The organism is Methylophaga sp. SB9B (assembly GCF_004832235.1).
GTDB classification, from domain to species: domain Bacteria; phylum Pseudomonadota; class Gammaproteobacteria; order Nitrosococcales; family Methylophagaceae; genus Methylophaga; species Methylophaga muralis.
On sequence record NZ_SSXS01000004.1, the window covers coordinates 21,758 to 39,220 of the forward strand.

17 protein-coding genes are annotated in these 17,463 nt (G+C 45.4%); 5 read left to right on the forward strand and 12 right to left on the reverse strand.

From position 1 onward, the window contains the following. Positions 1-67: 67 nt before the first annotated feature. The 4 genes from E8Q33_RS05500 to E8Q33_RS05515 form a co-directional block, all read right to left on the reverse strand. The gene (locus tag E8Q33_RS05500) at positions 68-808 is read right to left on the reverse strand and encodes a triacylglycerol lipase (protein WP_247869948.1); all 741 of its coding nucleotides are present in this window, start codon (positions 806-808) and stop codon (positions 68-70) included. Positions 809-815: 7 nt separating this feature from the next. Further along, entirely contained in the window at positions 816-2,306 is a 1,491-nt protein-coding gene (locus tag E8Q33_RS05505) for a sodium:solute symporter (RefSeq protein WP_136553415.1), read from the reverse strand. Then, positions 2,303-2,536: a hypothetical protein gene (locus E8Q33_RS05510; protein ID WP_136553417.1), complete on the reverse strand. Its 234-nt coding sequence runs from the start codon at positions 2,534-2,536 to the stop codon at positions 2,303-2,305. Before E8Q33_RS05510 ends, E8Q33_RS05505 begins: the two co-directional genes overlap by 4 nt. 180 nt (positions 2,537-2,716) lie before the next feature. Next, positions 2,717-3,226 carry a DUF1097 domain-containing protein gene (locus E8Q33_RS05515; protein ID WP_069296805.1) on the reverse strand — a complete coding sequence of 170 codons (510 nt, stop codon included), beginning with the start codon at positions 3,224-3,226 and terminating at the stop codon, positions 2,717-2,719. Positions 3,227-3,646: 420 nt separating this feature from the next. Between E8Q33_RS05515 and E8Q33_RS05520 the strand changes: the two genes are divergently transcribed. Further along, positions 3,647-4,339, forward strand: a complete 693-nt coding sequence (locus E8Q33_RS05520; protein WP_136553419.1) for a type 1 glutamine amidotransferase — start codon at positions 3,647-3,649, stop codon at positions 4,337-4,339. 25 nt (positions 4,340-4,364) lie between these two features. Here the strand turns inward: E8Q33_RS05520 and E8Q33_RS05525 are convergent, their stop codons facing one another. From E8Q33_RS05525 to E8Q33_RS05550, 7 genes are all read right to left on the reverse strand, one after another. Continuing rightward, positions 4,365-4,835, reverse strand: a complete 471-nt coding sequence (locus E8Q33_RS05525) for an MOSC domain-containing protein (RefSeq protein WP_136553421.1) — start codon at positions 4,833-4,835, stop codon at positions 4,365-4,367. Between the two features lie 87 nt (positions 4,836-4,922). Continuing rightward, positions 4,923-5,273 carry a cupin domain-containing protein gene (locus E8Q33_RS05530; RefSeq protein ID WP_069295190.1) on the reverse strand — a complete coding sequence of 117 codons (351 nt, stop codon included), beginning with the start codon at positions 5,271-5,273 and terminating at the stop codon, positions 4,923-4,925. Positions 5,274-5,313: 40 nt separating this feature from the next. After that, positions 5,314-6,684, reverse strand: coding sequence for an NAD(P)-binding domain-containing protein (locus E8Q33_RS05535; RefSeq protein ID WP_136553423.1), 1,371 nt, complete (start codon positions 6,682-6,684; stop codon positions 5,314-5,316). Then, positions 6,629-7,621: a PAS domain-containing protein gene (locus tag E8Q33_RS05540; protein ID WP_168800162.1), complete on the reverse strand. Its 993-nt coding sequence runs from the start codon at positions 7,619-7,621 to the stop codon at positions 6,629-6,631. Before E8Q33_RS05540 ends, E8Q33_RS05535 begins: the two co-directional genes overlap by 56 nt. A 1-nt stretch (position 7,622) precedes the next feature. Further along, positions 7,623-7,994: a LuxR C-terminal-related transcriptional regulator gene (locus E8Q33_RS15585; RefSeq protein ID WP_211116103.1), complete on the reverse strand. Its 372-nt coding sequence runs from the start codon at positions 7,992-7,994 to the stop codon at positions 7,623-7,625. After that, a complete protein-coding gene (locus tag E8Q33_RS15590) occupies positions 7,963-8,301 on the reverse strand; it encodes a response regulator transcription factor (protein WP_211116104.1) in 339 nt (112 codons plus the stop codon). Before E8Q33_RS15590 ends, E8Q33_RS15585 begins: the two co-directional genes overlap by 32 nt. Further along, complete coding sequence (locus E8Q33_RS05550; RefSeq protein WP_136553427.1) at positions 8,298-9,479, reverse strand: sensor histidine kinase; 1,182 nt, start codon at positions 9,477-9,479, stop codon at positions 8,298-8,300. The genes E8Q33_RS15590 and E8Q33_RS05550 overlap by 4 nt, the downstream gene beginning before the upstream one ends. A gap of 295 nt (positions 9,480-9,774) precedes the next feature. Between E8Q33_RS05550 and E8Q33_RS05555 the strand changes: the two genes are divergently transcribed. Continuing rightward, entirely contained in the window at positions 9,775-12,099 is a 2,325-nt protein-coding gene (locus E8Q33_RS05555) for a DUF1989 domain-containing protein (RefSeq protein ID WP_136553429.1), read from the forward strand. A 27-nt stretch (positions 12,100-12,126) separates the two neighbouring features. On the opposite strand, the gene E8Q33_RS05560 is transcribed toward E8Q33_RS05555, so the two are convergent. Next, entirely contained in the window at positions 12,127-12,660 is a 534-nt protein-coding gene (locus E8Q33_RS05560) for a MarR family winged helix-turn-helix transcriptional regulator (RefSeq protein ID WP_136553431.1), read from the reverse strand. A 101-nt stretch (positions 12,661-12,761) separates the two neighbouring features. Here E8Q33_RS05560 and E8Q33_RS05565 point away from each other — a divergent pair, with 101 nt between their 5' ends. The 3 genes from E8Q33_RS05565 (at position 12,762) to E8Q33_RS05575 (ending at position 17,463) form a co-directional block, all read left to right on the forward strand. After that, the gene (locus tag E8Q33_RS05565; protein ID WP_211116105.1) at positions 12,762-13,967 is read left to right on the forward strand and encodes a cyanate transporter; all 1,206 of its coding nucleotides are present in this window, start codon (positions 12,762-12,764) and stop codon (positions 13,965-13,967) included. A 216-nt stretch (positions 13,968-14,183) separates the two neighbouring features. Next, entirely contained in the window at positions 14,184-15,425 is a 1,242-nt protein-coding gene (locus tag E8Q33_RS05570; RefSeq protein ID WP_136553433.1) for an acetyl-CoA carboxylase biotin carboxylase subunit family protein, read from the forward strand. Positions 15,426-15,462: 37 nt separating this feature from the next. Continuing rightward, entirely contained in the window at positions 15,463-17,463 is a 2,001-nt protein-coding gene (locus tag E8Q33_RS05575) for a hypothetical protein (protein ID WP_136553435.1), read from the forward strand.

The following is a 17,463-nucleotide window of genomic DNA, read 5'->3' on the forward strand; positions in this document are numbered from 1 at the left end:
TATTTGACTGATACAGTTTTTTGACTGCAAACAGCGGGATATTTGCCCGCTATCAAATACATGCTGTTTAATTCTGGAAATAACCGTTTTTCAGAAAATGGATGGTTTGGGATTGTACCAAGGCATTTCCCATAATGAACGGATGGGCTTGCTCGACCACCAGAAAATCTTGCATGCCGTCGAGTTTGGAATTTTCAATAGAAACTTTGCCATCATCAGGTCCGGGAATTAATGTCGATAGAATCAGATTGATTGAACGGTTGCCGGTGATAACGCCTAATTCAAATGTGGCAGGTCCGAGTTGTCTTGGTAAGGCATTTTCAGTTGTACCAAGCTGTTTGCCTGCAGGTCCGTTTATCCATTCAAACAAACCCCAAGTACCGAGATTGTCAACCACTTCACTCCCCTGATTTGGTGGAGAAAGCATGACTACTCTGCCAATGTTAATTTGCTGATTTTCAGCTGCAATTTGCCTGACAATAATGCCGCCCAGTGAGTGAGTTACAAAGTGAATAGATATCAGGGGATCGGCAAAACATTTTTGTATTTCGGGTATTACAAAGTTATGGGTCAACTGTTCAATACGATGTTTGCGTGATGGGTAATCAATATTGCAAACCCTATATCCGGCCTTACTGAGCTGCTTTTCCATCGAATTCATAGAATCCGCCGTTCGCGCCAAGCCATGTAATAACACAACATTACCGGCTGACTCATGGCTGACGACATTGGGAGGCATTGTGCTCATCATTACTAAGCACAATGCCATCAACACTTTACGAATTAAATAGCATTCGCTTTTCAACATATCTCAATTACGCCGGTTTGGCAGAATTCAATCTACTTTTAGGGCGCGTCGCTTTTGCATTAGCAATATCTTGCCAAAGTTTTTCTACATGCGATTCCACCGGCCGACAAAATCCTGCAATTAGCATGATTGTCAGCGTCGTTAAAAAGCCATACACACCGGGCGTCCAACCATAGGTAATAATAAATGCCGGCTCAATAATGGTTAAGCCAAACGATACCGCCATGCCAGCCAAAAACCCGCTTACTGCACCGATTTTATTGGCACGTTTCCAATACAGGCCAAGTAATACTACCGGTGATAAAACAATCATGCCCTGGTAGGTCATCAATGCCAGAAACACTAATTGCCCTTCTCTGATATAAGCGCCAATCAATGCCCCGATGCTCATAAATACCACTGACCAACGGGCAATTTGCAAAGCGGTTTTTTCACTGATATCACGTTTAATTACCTGGGCTAAATCACCTGAAATAGCTGTCGACATGGCATTAAGAATACTGCTTACGGTGCCCAGACTTGCCGCCATCACCAATACGGCAAAAAAGCCCAATGGCCAAGATCCGGCCTGACTGTGAATCCAGAACATGGCTTCCTGAGGATTTTGTTGAGCAAACGGTAATGGATGTAATGCCATAGCCAGCAGAAACAGTAAACCGAATGACAAAATACCTAGCGTTGGTGCAAACAACACCGATTGTTTGATGGTACGAATACTGTCCGCAGCAAATAATTTGTTATACACCCACGGCCACATAAAACCGCCCAGACCACTGGTAATGACAATCGCCATCCAATAATTTGGTGACATATCCCAGCCGGGACCAGGGAAAGTTAATGCTTCGGGGCTTTGTTCAAGGATGCGTTGCATCGCACCATCAATGCCACCAAGTTGTGTGTAAATCACCCACAACAAAATGGCTGAACCGGCAATCAACATATACAGACCCTGAATAATATTGGCGGTAATAACCGATCGCATGCCACCCAGCGCGACATAAAACACCACCACAAATATGCCGATAATCATGCCCAGTAACGGACTGATAAATCCATCCGTCGCATAGTTGAAGACATAGCCGATGGTGTACCACTCCATCAATAACCACGGCACTGATAACGCTACACCGGCAAAACCGGTTAATACACGAATCATATCGCTGCGATAGCGCAGCCCTAATAATTCAGACTGGGTGCGGATATTGTATTTTTTGCCCCAGATAAAAGATTTTTCAGCGACCAGATACATCACCAGCATGGTGATAATGCCGTAGGGAATCACGTACATACCAATCATGCCAAAGCTGACGGCGAACCCTGAAAACACCGTGTAACCTGCCCCAACATACCAGGTAGCCAGAAAGCCCAGGGTGATCCCCAACACACCAATACTGTGGCTGGCAGTGGCATAATCATTGAGCGTCTTCACGCCCATCTGCCGGCGATTAATCCATAGAATCAGGCCGAGAAAACTGGCCAGCATCAGTACTGGAATCATTTCGACTCCTCCGGCTCTACTTCAATATCTAAATCACCACTGCGACTTTCGGCCAAATACCAACCAGCAAGAAATAATGCACCTAATAGCGCTAAGGCTATCTGCCAGAGAAAGGCAAACGGTAAGCCCATAAAACTGGGTTCAATACGATTGGCCCAGGTGAAAAAAACCGGAAAGGTAGCTAATACAATGGTCGATAAAATCAACACTAAAAAAATAGCAGTACGCATAAAACATCCAAATCTGTTCTTGTTAAACGGGAGTGGCCAACATGTCAGAAACCAAAATGCAATTCGATATCTTGGGTTAACACCGGCGGTTTAAAATTCAGGGCCAACCCTAACCGAGATAAATCTCCATTAAGGCTGGCCCTGAAAGAGCCGTAAAAAAACCGCTGTTAGCGGTTTAAATTAGGCTTTCTTTTCGATTGCTGCAGCAAGCTTGGCTGATAACAAACCAAATACTGCACCCAGAATAGTAGAAAGAATGACGATGAGAACAGGATTTGTCATATTCATCGTAAGAGCGCTTCCGGCATTCGCTGTTTGCAAACCAAAAGCTGCCGTTGCTGCATAACCATATACATTGGCTGGTACCACTGATAACAACTCAAATCTGGCCACAATAACCAGGAAGAATACGGTAACAGCAATGTAAATAGCAGGTCCTACAGCACCCGGTATGCTCAGAGGATTAGTGGTAGCTAATAATAAGGCAATACCAGCAATCACAGCGCCGTAGCTCATACCAACAATCGTTTTTTGCAGAGCCGGCATATCAGCACCGGTATGGAAGAAACACGCCCAAGCAATAAAACCAGCCCAGACCAAAACAAAACCGGCTAAAGGACCTAATGCTAGAAACGCCCAAATGCCGCCTAATACAGCAATACTTATAGATAATGCAGTTAACTTTGACATACGTTCTCTCCGTTGATTTTTATTAAATTAACAACCCGTTCCTCGACAAAACAATATTTATAAATTTTTTAACTTTTGGGTTGCCGGAGTGATAGTAGTCCTATAAATCCACTTCTGTAAACCAGTTTGCACCAGAGTTGTGCGCAAAGTGAGCAAAAATGGGGCATCAGCTGATTTAATCGTTTAATCAGATACTTATCCTATGATTCTATTCAGAAGAGTATGATTTTTTATAACCAAATTTTATTAAACGTAAAATTTGATCGTTAAACTTTGATATCAACCTCTGCAGCGCTTTGCTTTTCCAGCGATATTCGTTATCGTTAACTCACTGCTCGTAGCGTGGCGATTCGCAGTTTGCTTTTTTATCAGATAACTATTCTTGGTATCTGAATTTTCATTAGCTTTTTGGAGTTGCGAATGCAGAAAGTCGCTATCTTTCAGCATGCTGATGGCGAGTGGATTGGTTCCATGCGGCATTGGTTTGCGGACAAACCGTTTCAATTGACAACTTACCGGCTGGATCAAGGAGATCCATTACCCTCAGTCGCCGAATTTGACTGGTTATTAATCATGGGTGGGCCGATGAGCACCTATGATGAAACCAACTATCCTTGGCTGATTGGCGAAAAACAACTTATTCGCGAGGCAATTGAAGCGGATAAAACACTACTTGGGATTTGCCTTGGCAGCCAGTTAATAGCCTCCGCGTTAGGAGCCAAGGTATATCCAAATACTCAGCAGGAGATCGGTTGGTATCCAGTGAACAAAACGGATCTCGAAGCGACATGGATGCCAGAGGATTTGCAGCCTTTAAGCTGGCATGGCGACTGTTTCGAGTTACCGGAAAACACCTGCTCTTTTGCTCAGAGTGTGATTACACCAAGTCAGGGTTTTTATTATGGCAAGCGGATTTGGGCGTTACAGTTTCATCTGGAAGTTGAGCCGGGCACGGTCGAAGCATTTCTTGCATTGGAATCTCATCCACTGCCAAAAACCGACTATGTGCAAAATGAATCGACGCTAATGGATAACACCGACCAACTTAAACAAAGCCAACAGGCAATGTTTGCCTTGTTGGATGTGTTATATCGAGAGTCGGCTAGTAATTAATCGCTACCAACAGTGTGATGCAGCTTTAGTTGGCTGGCTGCATCACTGCTGTTTCAATCGACATACCCACACCTATTTGACCATCAGTTAACACATCGGCTCGCAGACCGGCTTTATGCGTAAACGCTTTGACGATGGCTTTTTTGCTTAAACTGTCGTTTGCTAATAACGATCCCAAAGTGTTGCAAGGCTCACAAAGCTCTATCCCTTTGAAGCTAACATCACCAATACGAAAAACCTGACCGACTAATTCGTTGAGGCGCACGCCTTCAGTAATCACATTACGCCTTGTATCTGACAAACTGATTTGTTGAACAAAATGCTGATTAAAAGCATTGATTTCTTCCAGCTCTATAAAAGTGATGTTCTGGCCAGGCCATTTTGCTTTATCAAAGTTTCGGTCGCCTTTGATGCCTTTACCTGCAACCAGATCAATTGCCGTTACCTGTTGTTGAGCTCCCAGGTTTTCGCTTGCTATAAAAATTGCTTTTATCATCGCTGGCTCATCTCAAATCTATGATTAGCTTATCGAAAAAAAAAGGAGTATGCGTTCAAGCACACTCCTTATTTAGTTTATGGAACATTACTTCAACTTGATAGCAAAGTGTTTATAAACCTTTTTTTTAATTAACCAGGTTCCACTAAAACCTTTTTCTAGCATAAACGCATCTCCTGGTCCGAAACTTTGTGGCTCACCATCATCTGGGGTAACGACAACCTCACCTTCAATCAAATGTACAAACTCCCAACCTGCATAGACGGCATGATAGAGACCTGGTGTCGCTTCCCAACAACCAGTAATCATGGCACCGTCTGGACTGGTATATTCAATCCAGGTTTTCATGGTTGGATTGCCTTCGAGCTTGGTCCAGCCATCGAGATCGGTCTCGATCGGTGCGACTGTTTTATCAATTATTTTGGTTAACAAAGTCATGGTATCCACCTAATTTAAAATAAAAATAAGTTCAGTAGCTTTATGCTTCTTTAGCTACAGGCATTTCACTTTTATCAGACAGATAGGCTTCTAACGAGTCATCCAAAGCCTCCAACCAAGGCGTATGGTGGGGTGGTGACATAGTGCCGGTCATCAACGAACGATACGAATGATCACGGAAGGTCATAATGTTTTTCTTCTTGTGATATTTCCATTCAAGGAATGTCTGGTTGACGGCCGGAATATCGAATGACGGGTAGTCCGTGGCATCAATCAATTCCTGAATGTAATCGCCCTGATAGGTGTACATTTCTTCAGCGGTTTCCAACGTCAACTCTTTCTCGCGCCACATCATGCTGTGCGCCCGCATCTCATCTAGAGAAGGTAGCGTAATGCGACCCATGATGATGTCCCGCACATACCATGCCTGAGCATCAAACATATTGAATGAGTACCACTGATCCTGCATGCCGAGATAGAAAAACTTCGGATTATCTTCCCAGACCACACCCTTATAGAGATTAAGCGGCCACAAGCGATTGTTGGTCTTTAAGCGTAAATCATCAGAGAGAAATGGGAAGTAATGCAAATAGCCAGTACATAGAATAATGGCATCGATTTTTTTCGAGCTGCCATCCATAAAATAGGCGGTATCAGTATCAACTCTGACCAGGTTAGGTTTTTCATCCCAGTTTTCTGGCCATTTGTAGCCCATGGGTGCACTTCGATAACAACTAATTAGGCTGCGAGCACCGTATTTGTAACATTGCGAACCGATATCTTCTGCCGAATAGCTGCTGCCCACCAGCAGAATATCTTTATCTTTGAATTCCAGCGCATCACGGAAATCATGGGCATGCAGAATACGGCCGCCAAACTTATCAAAGCCTTCAAAGGTAGGTACTTTTGGTGTTGAGAAATGGCCGGTGGCGCAGACAACGTAATCGAATTCTTCAGCGTAAACCGTATCGGTAGTGTGATCCTGAACTGTCACGGTGAATTTTTGACTGGCATCATCGTAGGTCACATTCCGAACGGCAGTGTTAAAGCGAATATATTTGCGTACCCCGGCCTTTTCCACCCGGCCTTTGATGTAATCAAACAACACTTCGCGTGGCGGATAAGAGGCAATCGGTTTGCCGAAATGTTCTTCAAAAGTATAGTCCGCAAACTCCAGGCACTCTTTGGGACCATTTGACCAAAGATAACGATACATACTGCCATGCACCGGTTCGCCATTTTCATCCAGACCGGTGCGCCAGGTGTAATTCCACAGACCGCCCCAATCGCTTTGCTTTTCAAAGCAGACTATCTCTGGAATTTCAGCACCTTTGGCCTGTGCAGATTGAAACGCTCTAAGTTGTGCAAGGCCACTGGGTCCGGCTCCAAGTACCGCTACTCGAGTTGACATAGGTTTTAACTCCATCAATGTTGTTTATCAGCTTTATGCTGCGTTTATGGCAGCTGTCAGCGTCAAAATAACCCGCAGAGCAATGATGAAAAATCCTCTTCAAGGGGTATCCCAAAAAGGGTAAGTGGTTAATAAACCGGAAAAAATGCCGTTTTTTTTTAATGGTAGTCTGAAAAATTATGCCTTCTACTCCCAGCACCATGCCACTCTCTGAATAAAGCCCCCTGCCCTTATCCTGCACCACAATTTCCTTACCATCTGCTTGGGTCAGGCGATATTCAATGCTGAAGGTAGTACGATTCTCCAAGGCGATTTGCACTTGCTCCCAGACATAACCGGCATCTTCTGCGTGAATCATTGCCCCCAAGGATACTTGTGGTTGATTCAACATATTCTCGGCGCTGTAACCGGTAATCAATTCGCAGCCATCACTGACATATTCCATCGACCAGCTGATATTGTTTCGAGCCCGATACAACATCGCTGGTAAACGATCCACCAGGCTTTGCAGACTGCGATAGCTGGCATGACGCACTTGTTCATTGCGTACCTGCGGCGTAATATCACAAAGGGTGGCTGACAGCGGATAGAGTTTGTTTTTCTCTATCGACTGTAAACGCATTTCGCACCAGCGCAGTTCGCCACTGGCACTTATCAAACGAAACCAAATCACTTCTTTTGAATCTGGGCGAATGTTCTGCATCAGCTGCGTCCAACTAGCGATATCCTCCGGGTGCAGAAAATCGGTAAAGGTTCTGCCCTGCGTCTGTTCTATGCTGATACCAGTTATATCCTGCCAGCACTGATTGATCATTTTTATCTGATGTTGTTCATCAAGCATCACCACCACATCACTGAGACTATTAAGCAGTTGGGTCAATTGTGACGCAGAAGGATCTGCGGCCGGGTTTTTAGCGGGCCATTTGAGTAGGGTCATTTCAATGTTCTCTGTCCGGCATCTCATCCGACTGATGATTGTGGGCCCATGCAGCCAGTTCCAACCTGGAATGCAGATTCAATTTGCGTAGCAGGTTTTTAACGTAAACCTTGACTGTGCCATCGCTAATGCCGAGCTCTCTTGCGATCAATTTATTGTTTAGGCCTTTGGAAATATAAAACAAGGTTTCGCGTTCACGTTCTGTCATTTGCGTAAAAGCGGGATTTGACTGGATGGTGGCTGCCGTTTGATGTTCACGAAGATGTGTGGCCAGAGAAGTAACGGCTCCGGCATTGATCACCACATTGCCTTTCACTGCAGAAACAAGCTGCGCCAGGATTTCATCCGGCGGAGTATCTTTTGCAAAATCCATTGGCACCAAATCGCAGTGCTTCGAGCAACATCTGCTGATCACTGCAGGCCGTGATAATAATGATTTTGAGCTGCTCATCATGGCTACGCAGCTGCTTAAGTACATCCAGCCCGGATTGATCCGGCATCTGTAAATCCAGTAGCAAAATATCGGGGTAAGTATCGCCAAGATTATTCAGCAAAGAGGTTGCAGAATCATATTCGGCAATCACCGTCATTTCGTCACTGTCATTGAGTAACTCGACCACGCCACGTCGAAACAATGGATGATCATCGACAACCACGACGGATATCGGTGATGAATTCATGACAAGTCTCCGATATCCATCTCCAGCTGCACCAATGTACCGCCATCTGGGCGTGGTGAAATATGTAATGTTGCCCCTACCCGCTCAGCACGTTCATGCATAATTTGTAAACCAAAACTATCACTACGCGCCGCAGCGAAATCAATGCCAGAGCCATTGTCTTCAATCTGTATATGTAACTGATTAGACGATTTTAATCGTAAGGCCACACGGGCATGTGTGGCATGGGAATGCCGTACGATATTGCTGAGACTTTCGCGAATAATATAAAGGATCTGAATGGATTGTTTAGGTGGCAGCAAATTAACCGGCAAGCGATTATCCAGTTCAAACACGATGGCTGACTGCTGTTCAAATTCCCTTACCGAGTTAGTCACTCCCTGCGACAAACTCTCGCTTTGCATGGTCAGTCGCGAAGCAGTAATCAATTCACGAGTTTGGTGATAGGCACATTGGGTATAGGCTGCTAAATCTTCGGTAATCGGTTTCAGCTCTACATATTCAGCTTTCAAACATAATTTATCGAGTTTGGCACTTTTAAGTTTCAGATAACCCAACACCTGAGCAAGTGAGTCATGCAGCTCGGCAGCATAAATTGCTCGTTCGGCAGCCAGTGCCTGTTTGACCTTACTCTCACGTTGAAACCAGGCCTGTAAGCCTTTGGCAAGTGTCTGTTCGATTAAAGCCATTTCCCATTTGAGCTTTTTTTCATTAGGCAATGCTTGACGAAAACACATCATTAACCAGATTGTCTGATTGTCGTGATCGAATAATCGGATGGGAGCGCAGTTAAGTAATGCCCCGTTTATCTCCAGTTTGATAAGACTGTTTTCGGTGGGTTTTCGAATGGTGAAATGCTGGTGCAGGCTCTGAATTAATTTCTTTGACGGAGCCTCCTGCAGACAATGATGCACATAGGATTCTGATGTTAATGGATTGCTAAATAAGACCAGCAGATCACCTTGTTCTGAAGGTGTGAATTGTTCGTCTAGCAGTGTCTGTAATGCGTTAAGCACCTTAGGTAAGGTTTCATTAATGTCATTTGCGGTTGCAAGTTTGAACGCCAGATCATTTAAATCAAGCGCAGGCTTGGGTTTGCTGTTATGCGTGACAAACTGTAATCGCTGCCCCAACCACTCCTGTATTGTTGGCCAGTGTTTCCGTTTGATATTGAGCATGACTCCGTTGTCCTTTGGCTGAGTGCCATTTAGCAGTGTAAAGCGTCATCATTCAATGAAATTTCAGTTAATAAACAGCAGCTTTTATGCCAGCTGACGGGATTTAAGCCTGGGGTAATACCAATGAGGTATGCCATCAGGAGAATTGCTGCAATCTTGGGGAAAATAAATAGTGTATGGCAACAAGTAGCCGTTTTTGATTGTAAATAGCTGCACTTTAATGACGCGAAACGCTGTAAAAATGCACCAGATAAGTTCGTTATGACCACTGGCTTTTCGCTTACAGGAATAACCGATGTTAGAAATGAAAAATCAGTCATGGGGAGAAGATTATTTTTTCGAATCCTCTCCCAGCGAGCCAGTTCGACGATTTCGGTTGGCAGGCCAGCAAGCAATAAAGCTCAGGCTCAAAGCTGGAGATAAGCTGTGCATCGTCAGTCAGGATAAGGTCCAAGGCTGTGAACTAATTGTTTTAGATTCACAGGGTAAGTCTGCCCCGGAATTATTGGATTCGCGTAAGCCCGTCGCAGCGTTAGCCATTCAACAGCAGCTCCAACAGAATGGATCAGTCGCAGATAAATTGCGTAGCCAACTGGCAAGCTGGCAACTGGCTGCAACTCATCTTGAACAGGTTTTAGCAGTATCTGGTTCTGAAGTGGCGAATTTTAAAGCTATCAGCGATCTGACTTTGGTGGTCGCTGCGGCCGGTGCCAAAATGACTGTTGATGAACAAAATCCGGTGACCGAGGTTGATATTACCATTACCTATGCAGATCAGACAGAATGTCCATTGCCTGAACAGTTGGGCCCGATAAAAACCGAATTGCGAATTCCACGCGCCTCGGCCCGAACCTATGAAGTTAATAAAGGTGAATGGATTCAGATCATCGATGTTTCCGGCAAGCAGTGTTCTGACTTTGTCGCTTTCGATAAACAGGCATTAGATCAGGGTATTGAAATTCCTTTGGATGCGACTTCGACCAGAACAGTAATTGGTCTTAGTAATCCGGTTCCCGGTCTGCACTCGCGTTTTCTGGGAACCGATCTGTTATCAATGTTGGAAGTAGTACAGGATACCGTCGGTCGACATGACAGCTTCCTGTTGGCCTGCACTCCGAAATACTATGACGATAGCGGTTATTTTGGCCATATCAGTTGTACCGAGAATTTTAACCGGGTACTGGCACCATTTGGCATTGCTCCACGCGCCGGCTGGCCAGCAATAAACTTATTTTTTAACACGGCGATTGATGAATCAGGTGCCGTATTTATGGATGAACCATGGTCACGTGCCGGAGATTATGTGTTATTCCGTGCTGATCGGGATCTCGTCTGTGCCTCCTCAGCCTGCCCGGATGATATTGATCCAGCCAATGGCTGGCATCCAACCGATATTCATGTACGGATTTATGGTGCCGAACAACATTTTCCTCGCGCCATTGCCCACCGAACCACTTCTGAGGAGTTACCTCGCATGACCAAAGCTTCCGGCTTTCACAGCCGAACCTCTGAACTCACCAAGAAATTTATCGACTATGCCGGCTATTGGGTCGCCACTAAATACAATGGCTGGGGTTCCAATGCAGAATATCTGGCTTGTCGTGAGCGGGTCGCCGTGCTGGATTTATCAGCATTACGCAAATTCGAAGTCGTCGGTCCTGATGCAGTGGCTTTTTTACAGTATGTATTAACGCAGAATGTCAGCCGCATGGCGATTGGCGAAATTGCCCACTCGGCAATATGTCTGGAAACCGGCGGCATGATTGATGACGGCACTATTTTCCGCATGGGTGAACAAGCTTATCGCTGGATCTGTGGAGCAGAATATACCGGTGTCTGGATGCGGGAAAAAGCTCAGCAAAAAGGCTTTAAAGTCAGTATTCGCAATGCGACAGAACAACTGGATAATCTGGCAGTACAAGGGCCAAAAAGCCGCGAATTACTAAGCGAAATAGTCTGGACTTCGGACAGTCAGCCCAATGTTGAAAAACTCAAATGGTTTCACTTTACCATTGGTCGTCTTGGCGGCCCGACCGGGATTCCGGTGATGATTTCACGAACAGGTTATACCGGCGAATTAGGTTATGAAGTCTGGTGCCATCCCGATCATTCACCAACTGTGTGGGATGCCGTCTGGCAAGCTGGTCAGACTTATGATATCGCGCCTATGGGTTTTGATGCGTTGGATATATTGCGAATTGAAGCCGGTTTGAGTATGGCCGACCATGAATTTACCCATGATATAACGCCATTTGAAGCAGGCACCGGATTCAGTGTGCCACTCAATAGCAAACAGGAAGATTTTATTGGTCGTGAAGCATTGGCTCGTCAGGCACCGGAAAGCCGCCACAAGCTGGTGGGCATGATTTTGGAAGGCGGAGATGCGGCAGCTCATGGTGATCACGTTTATAACGGTAGATTCCCGGTAGGCATTGTAACCAGTGCAACTTACTCACCGTTAATGGGCAAACAGATTGCGATGGTCAGAGTCGCTCCTGACTTTGCCCATATCGGCACCCGACTTGAAGTTGGAAAACTGGATGGCCAGCAGAAACGGCTTGCTGGTGAGGTAGTGAAATTACCGTTTTATGATCCCAAACGCGAAAAGCTGCTTTCCTGAATCAGGATACATAGCGGAGACAGTAAATTATTTTGTTGTCTCCAGTTGTATCAACCAGCGTTTAAGCAATTCAGCCAGGTTTTCACGATCTTGTTGACTCACCCCCGTCAGCAAATCATGTTGTGTAATGATATGTGCAGGTAATACCGCATCAACTTTGTTCTTTCCCTCTGCGGTTAAAATGACCTGAACAGAACGCCGATCAGATTTACTATGTTCGCGTCGAATAAAACCTTTGGTTTCCAGCCGATCCAGACGACTGGTCATCGCTCCTGATGTCAGCATCATACTTTGATATAACTCAGAGGGCGTCAGGCTATAGGGCTTACCGGAACGTCTCAAGGTAGCCAATACATCAAACTCCCCCTGGCGCAAATCTTGTTGATCGTGGCAATGCAGAATATCGGTATCGATATATTTGCCGAGTTTGGCCAGTCGACCCAAAATGGCCATAGGTAACAAATCAACTTCAACGTTTTCTTCACGCCACTGTGTAATGATGGCATCGACGCTATCGGATTGAATCGTTTCTGTTTGCTCAACCATAAAAAATCTCGACATAAAGATTCTTTACATCATACAAAATCAGCTTTAATATGCAACTATCTTTACATCAAGATAAATAATCATCTTCATGCACTAACGCAAAGGGGCTGTCCTGCATGTCTGCCAGAGAATACGAATACTCCACTATGGAGAGAATCATTTTTGCCGTAGTGATTGTGCTGGTTGCACTCAATCTACGTCCCATTCTGGCGTCTGTTGGGCCATTACTACCAGCTATCCAGCACGACATCACCCTCAGTTTTAAACTTGCATCATTGCTTACCACCTTGCCGGTGTTTGCGATGGGATTGTTTTGCCTTGCTGGTTATAAACTGGCACAGCGCTTTGGCACCAATCAAATCATTACTTTTTCGATTGTGTTATTGGCCATAGCGGCAGGACTACGAATCTGGTCCTTTAACGCCTATGCATTGATTTTCACTTCGCTGTTAGCCGGTTTAGGCATTGCCTTAATTCAAGCATTGATGCCCATGGTGATCAAAAATATTTACGGCCCACAACACCCAAAAATGATGGGGCTGTATATCACTGGCATTATGGCCGGTGCGGCATTATCAGCTTCTATATCACCTTTTATTGAAGCCGAGTACGGCTGGAAAATGGGCCTCGGCAGTTGGAGTCTGCTTGCCATATTGGCATTGATAGCCTGGTTGGTTTATAAGCCAGATTCGAGGCGTTTCCATGACGAAGATGACTCACAAAACATCGCTACACCTGGACTCTGGCGTAACCGTCGCAGCTGGTACCTGGCGATCTTTTTTTCACTGGGTTCCAGTGGTTATGTCTGTGTTTTGGCCTGGTTATCACCTTATGCGATCGAACAAGGTTTCACAGCAAAACAAGCTGGACTGATGCTGGGCTTGTTAACCGCTATGGAAGTTGTGGCCGGATTGCTGTTCCCAGCTCTGTCGGCTAAAAACATCGATAGACGACTTATTTTGTACATTTTATGCATTTTACAAATCATCGGCTTTGGTGGCATGGCATTAAGACCCGATATCAGTCTATGGCTGTGGTCAGCCATTGCCGGTCTGGGAATTGGTGGCATCTTCCCGATGGCATTGATTGTGACGATGGATCACCATGCCGACTCAATGATTGCCGGTAAACTCACTGGCTTTGTACAAGGTGTTGGCGCGATGATCGCCGCTATTGCGCCTTGGATTGCCGGCTGGATTCGTGATTCATCAGAAAGCTTTAGCGTTGCCTGGATTTTACTGGCCGGATTAGGCATTGTGGGTCTGCTGATGGCGATTGCTTTTAATCCCAAACATTACGCAAAAATATACGAAACCGCCTGAAAACCTAGTGGTTAGATGGCGTTTTAAACTGCGCAGATAAACCTGCTATTACGTTTATTAGCAATTAAAAGTCAGTTTATTTAATGCTTAGGTAATGACCGCATGCATGACGCTGGCCTTGTTATTCCCGCCTAAAAAAACACCCCATGATTATCTTTCTAACCTTATTTTCATTAAGGTATTGTTTTATTTATTAAAAATCAAAGGTGATAATTTATGGCAGAACCCGCAACCGGCAAATTCAATCCAGATAAAGGTTATATCGCATTATTAGGATGGAGTCTGAATGCTGTTGAGGCTGCTGAATCTTTTGACCGGCGATACGTTGTGGTGGCACCCGACTGGGCTGAACCATACTGCACAGAGCACAATATTCCCTATATCCCGTGGAATTTTGAACGCCTCAATGACCGTTCACTGGAAATTGCTCAAACCCTGCAGGATGCAGGCGTCAACGTGGCTATTCCATTGTTCGAAGAAACAGTTGAGTGGGCTGGTGCAATTAACTCTGTGCTGTTGAATAACCCCCGCCTCTTCGGCCAGTCACTGTTATTACGTGATAAAGCACTGATGAAACGGCGCGCACAGTTAGGCGGTATACGCGTTGGTATCTTTGAAGAAGCGCATGACAAAAGTGATGTGGTGCGTTTTCTGAAACGGGTAAACCAGACTTTGTTAAAACTGGATGGTGATCCTAATGATCCGATTCATCTAAAAGCGTTTGATAAAGCTGGCTGTCTCGGACACCGTGTGATTCGCACCCCAGATGAAGTGGATATGATCCCCGATGATGAATTTCCATTTTTGATGGAATCGCATCTCGATGGTTGGGAGTTTGCTGTAGAAGCCTGGATCCATAATGGGAAAATTCGCTTTCTCAACATTTCTGAGTATGTGACGCTGGGCTATTCGGTTTTTGTACCAGCAACGCCGGAGCTGGAACAGTACCGTCCTCAAATCACTCAACAGATTGAAAAGCTGATTAAGACCTTTGATATCGATTTCGGTTTTATTCATCCAGAATATTTTGTCACCAGTGATAGTGAAATGTACTTCGGTGAAGTCGCATATCGTCCACCCGGTTTTAAAGTGTTTGAGCTGTTAGAAAAAGCTTATGGATTTAATGCTTATCACGGATTGATTTTGTCGTTTGATCCGAAAACCACTGAAGACGAAATCACTAAGTTCTTCCCTAGAGAAGTGGTTGATGCCAAGGGTGTTGCTGGTTGCTTTGGCGTTTATCCGCGTCGTCGTGTCGTCAGCCGTTTGGAGATTCCACAAGAAACCGAAGATCACCCGTATTTTGATTTTCATGAACTGACTGCTCCACTGGAAGAAACCGTCACTAAACGCACCGCCTTTGGCACGCATTGGGGTTTGTTATACTTCTTTGGCCAGGATCCAGTGGTGATGCGAGATTTACTGAAGCATCAGGAATCGTTGGATTTTTATATCTAAATCTATTGCTCCATCGCGGTAACAGCAGGAAATATAAGTGACTGAACCCACTGTCATCAAACATCCAGAAGCCGATCAGTCATTGTTGATCGAACGGTTGGAAGATGCCATTCAGCAGCTTCAACAAGCACCCAGTTTTAGTAAAGCAGCTAAAGCTGGGCGCTTGTATGATGCCGCAAAACGTATTTTGCATCTGCCCAATGGCTTTGACTTAATGATGGCTTATATTCAACAAATCGAGCAGGCCGGTGCATTTGATAATTCGGATTATGCTACACCGCAGATTTTAATCCCTGCACTTACACCCCAAGCTTTAAGCAGCAGTTATGCCCATAGTGTGGTGATTGAAGCGCTTAGCGAGATTCGTTTTCTGGCAGTGGCCAAACAACAATATCCACACCCTGAGATTAGTGCGGAACAGGCCCATCATTTTTTAACGCAGGTTCTGGCCGTAAATCTTAAGCGTTTATTTTCGGTTGCTGATGAAGCCGAACGTGAACTGCAGGGACGGTTAGCCGATATCAGCCGAGGCTTGTTAACACATCTGGCTAAAACGATTGGTTATGAGCATGTTATTGATCAGTTAACCGATGAAATTTGGCGAATTTTGCAGCAGCGCCCTATTCAAGTAGATCATGTCAAACAAATGGTGACCCAGATTGCGATTTGTCGGCAAAACCCCGATATAGACATGGGTGCCAGCGGTCAGGGTGCGGATCGTCTGATCAGCAGTTTGTACGGACCGACTCAGGCATGCCGGGAAGATCCGGGTGTAGACATTTATTTACAACGTCTGATGACCATGGACAATGCCGCATTACAATATGAAGCCAGTGGTTTTGCTCGCGCGATGCATGATACTGGCCTGGTTTCACCCTACCATGCTGTATTGCTCAGACATTTATCGGAGGAAACCGATTATTTGCTGAGCGAAGCGTTGGGTTTGTCTACAACAGGACGGGATTGTCTGTTGAGTTACAGCGACTTGGTCAGAGCAATAATTGCCAAAGCCATTCTGCCCGAAACAGCCCAAGGTATTTATGGTCTGGCACTAATGCTGGAACGCGGTATCTTGTATCAATCACCGATGGCGCCCTCTTTATGGCGTCAATTATCACTGCCGTTATCCCCAGCAGCAGAACAACGCTTAAATAGTTTGTTCGGAGACACTCCTGATGCATCAAGCCGCCTGTTAGAGGGTGTGCTGTGTATGTTGGGTCAGCCACTGGGCATTGGTCAGGGCAATAATCCCACCTGCCAGTCTGCCAGAGCGATTTCGATGTGGGCCTACAATGACCCAGATTATCTGCTGCAAATGGTGGTCTGGGCAGCACGTGATGATGAAATCATTATGCATTTCGAAGGTCAGGCGATTTCTTCACAAGATAGTCTGTCTGGTGTTGCCAACCATTTACCGATGGATCTGGATCCCGTTTCGTTAATTCTGGTGCCACATCTGGATCGTATTTATGCCGAAATGGGCCGTTGCTGTATTGATCGTGAAGGCGACCCACATCGCTGGGTGAATCCTGAATTTCATGGCTGGTGGTGTGGACGGGGATTCAGTATTAATGTGGATGTTGCTTCCGGTAAGTTAATGCAGCTGGAAGTCTTTCTCAGGCATTTTTATGCCAGCTATCACCCCTATTACAATGACAATCAACCGTTGATACATCCACAGCCAGCCGGGATTGCAGTGACTGACAGTGCTTTACGGTTTGTGGGCTGGCACGCCATCACCATTTTGCGTGTGACATTGGATCCAGAAAACGTGATGCGTGTGTATTTTTACAACCCGAATAACGATAGTGGTCAGAATTGGGGTGATGATATTCAGGTCAGTACCTCGGGCCACTCTGAGCGGTTTGGCGAAGCATCTTTACCATTTGAAGAGTTCGCATCCCGGTTATATATATTTCATTATGATCCGCTTGAACCGGGCCAGTTTGCTTTGGTCAGCTCAGAAGAATTGCAACGGGTGATTGATCGTATTCATCGCAGCTGGGGAGCCAATCGTCTTCCCGAATTGGACAGTTGA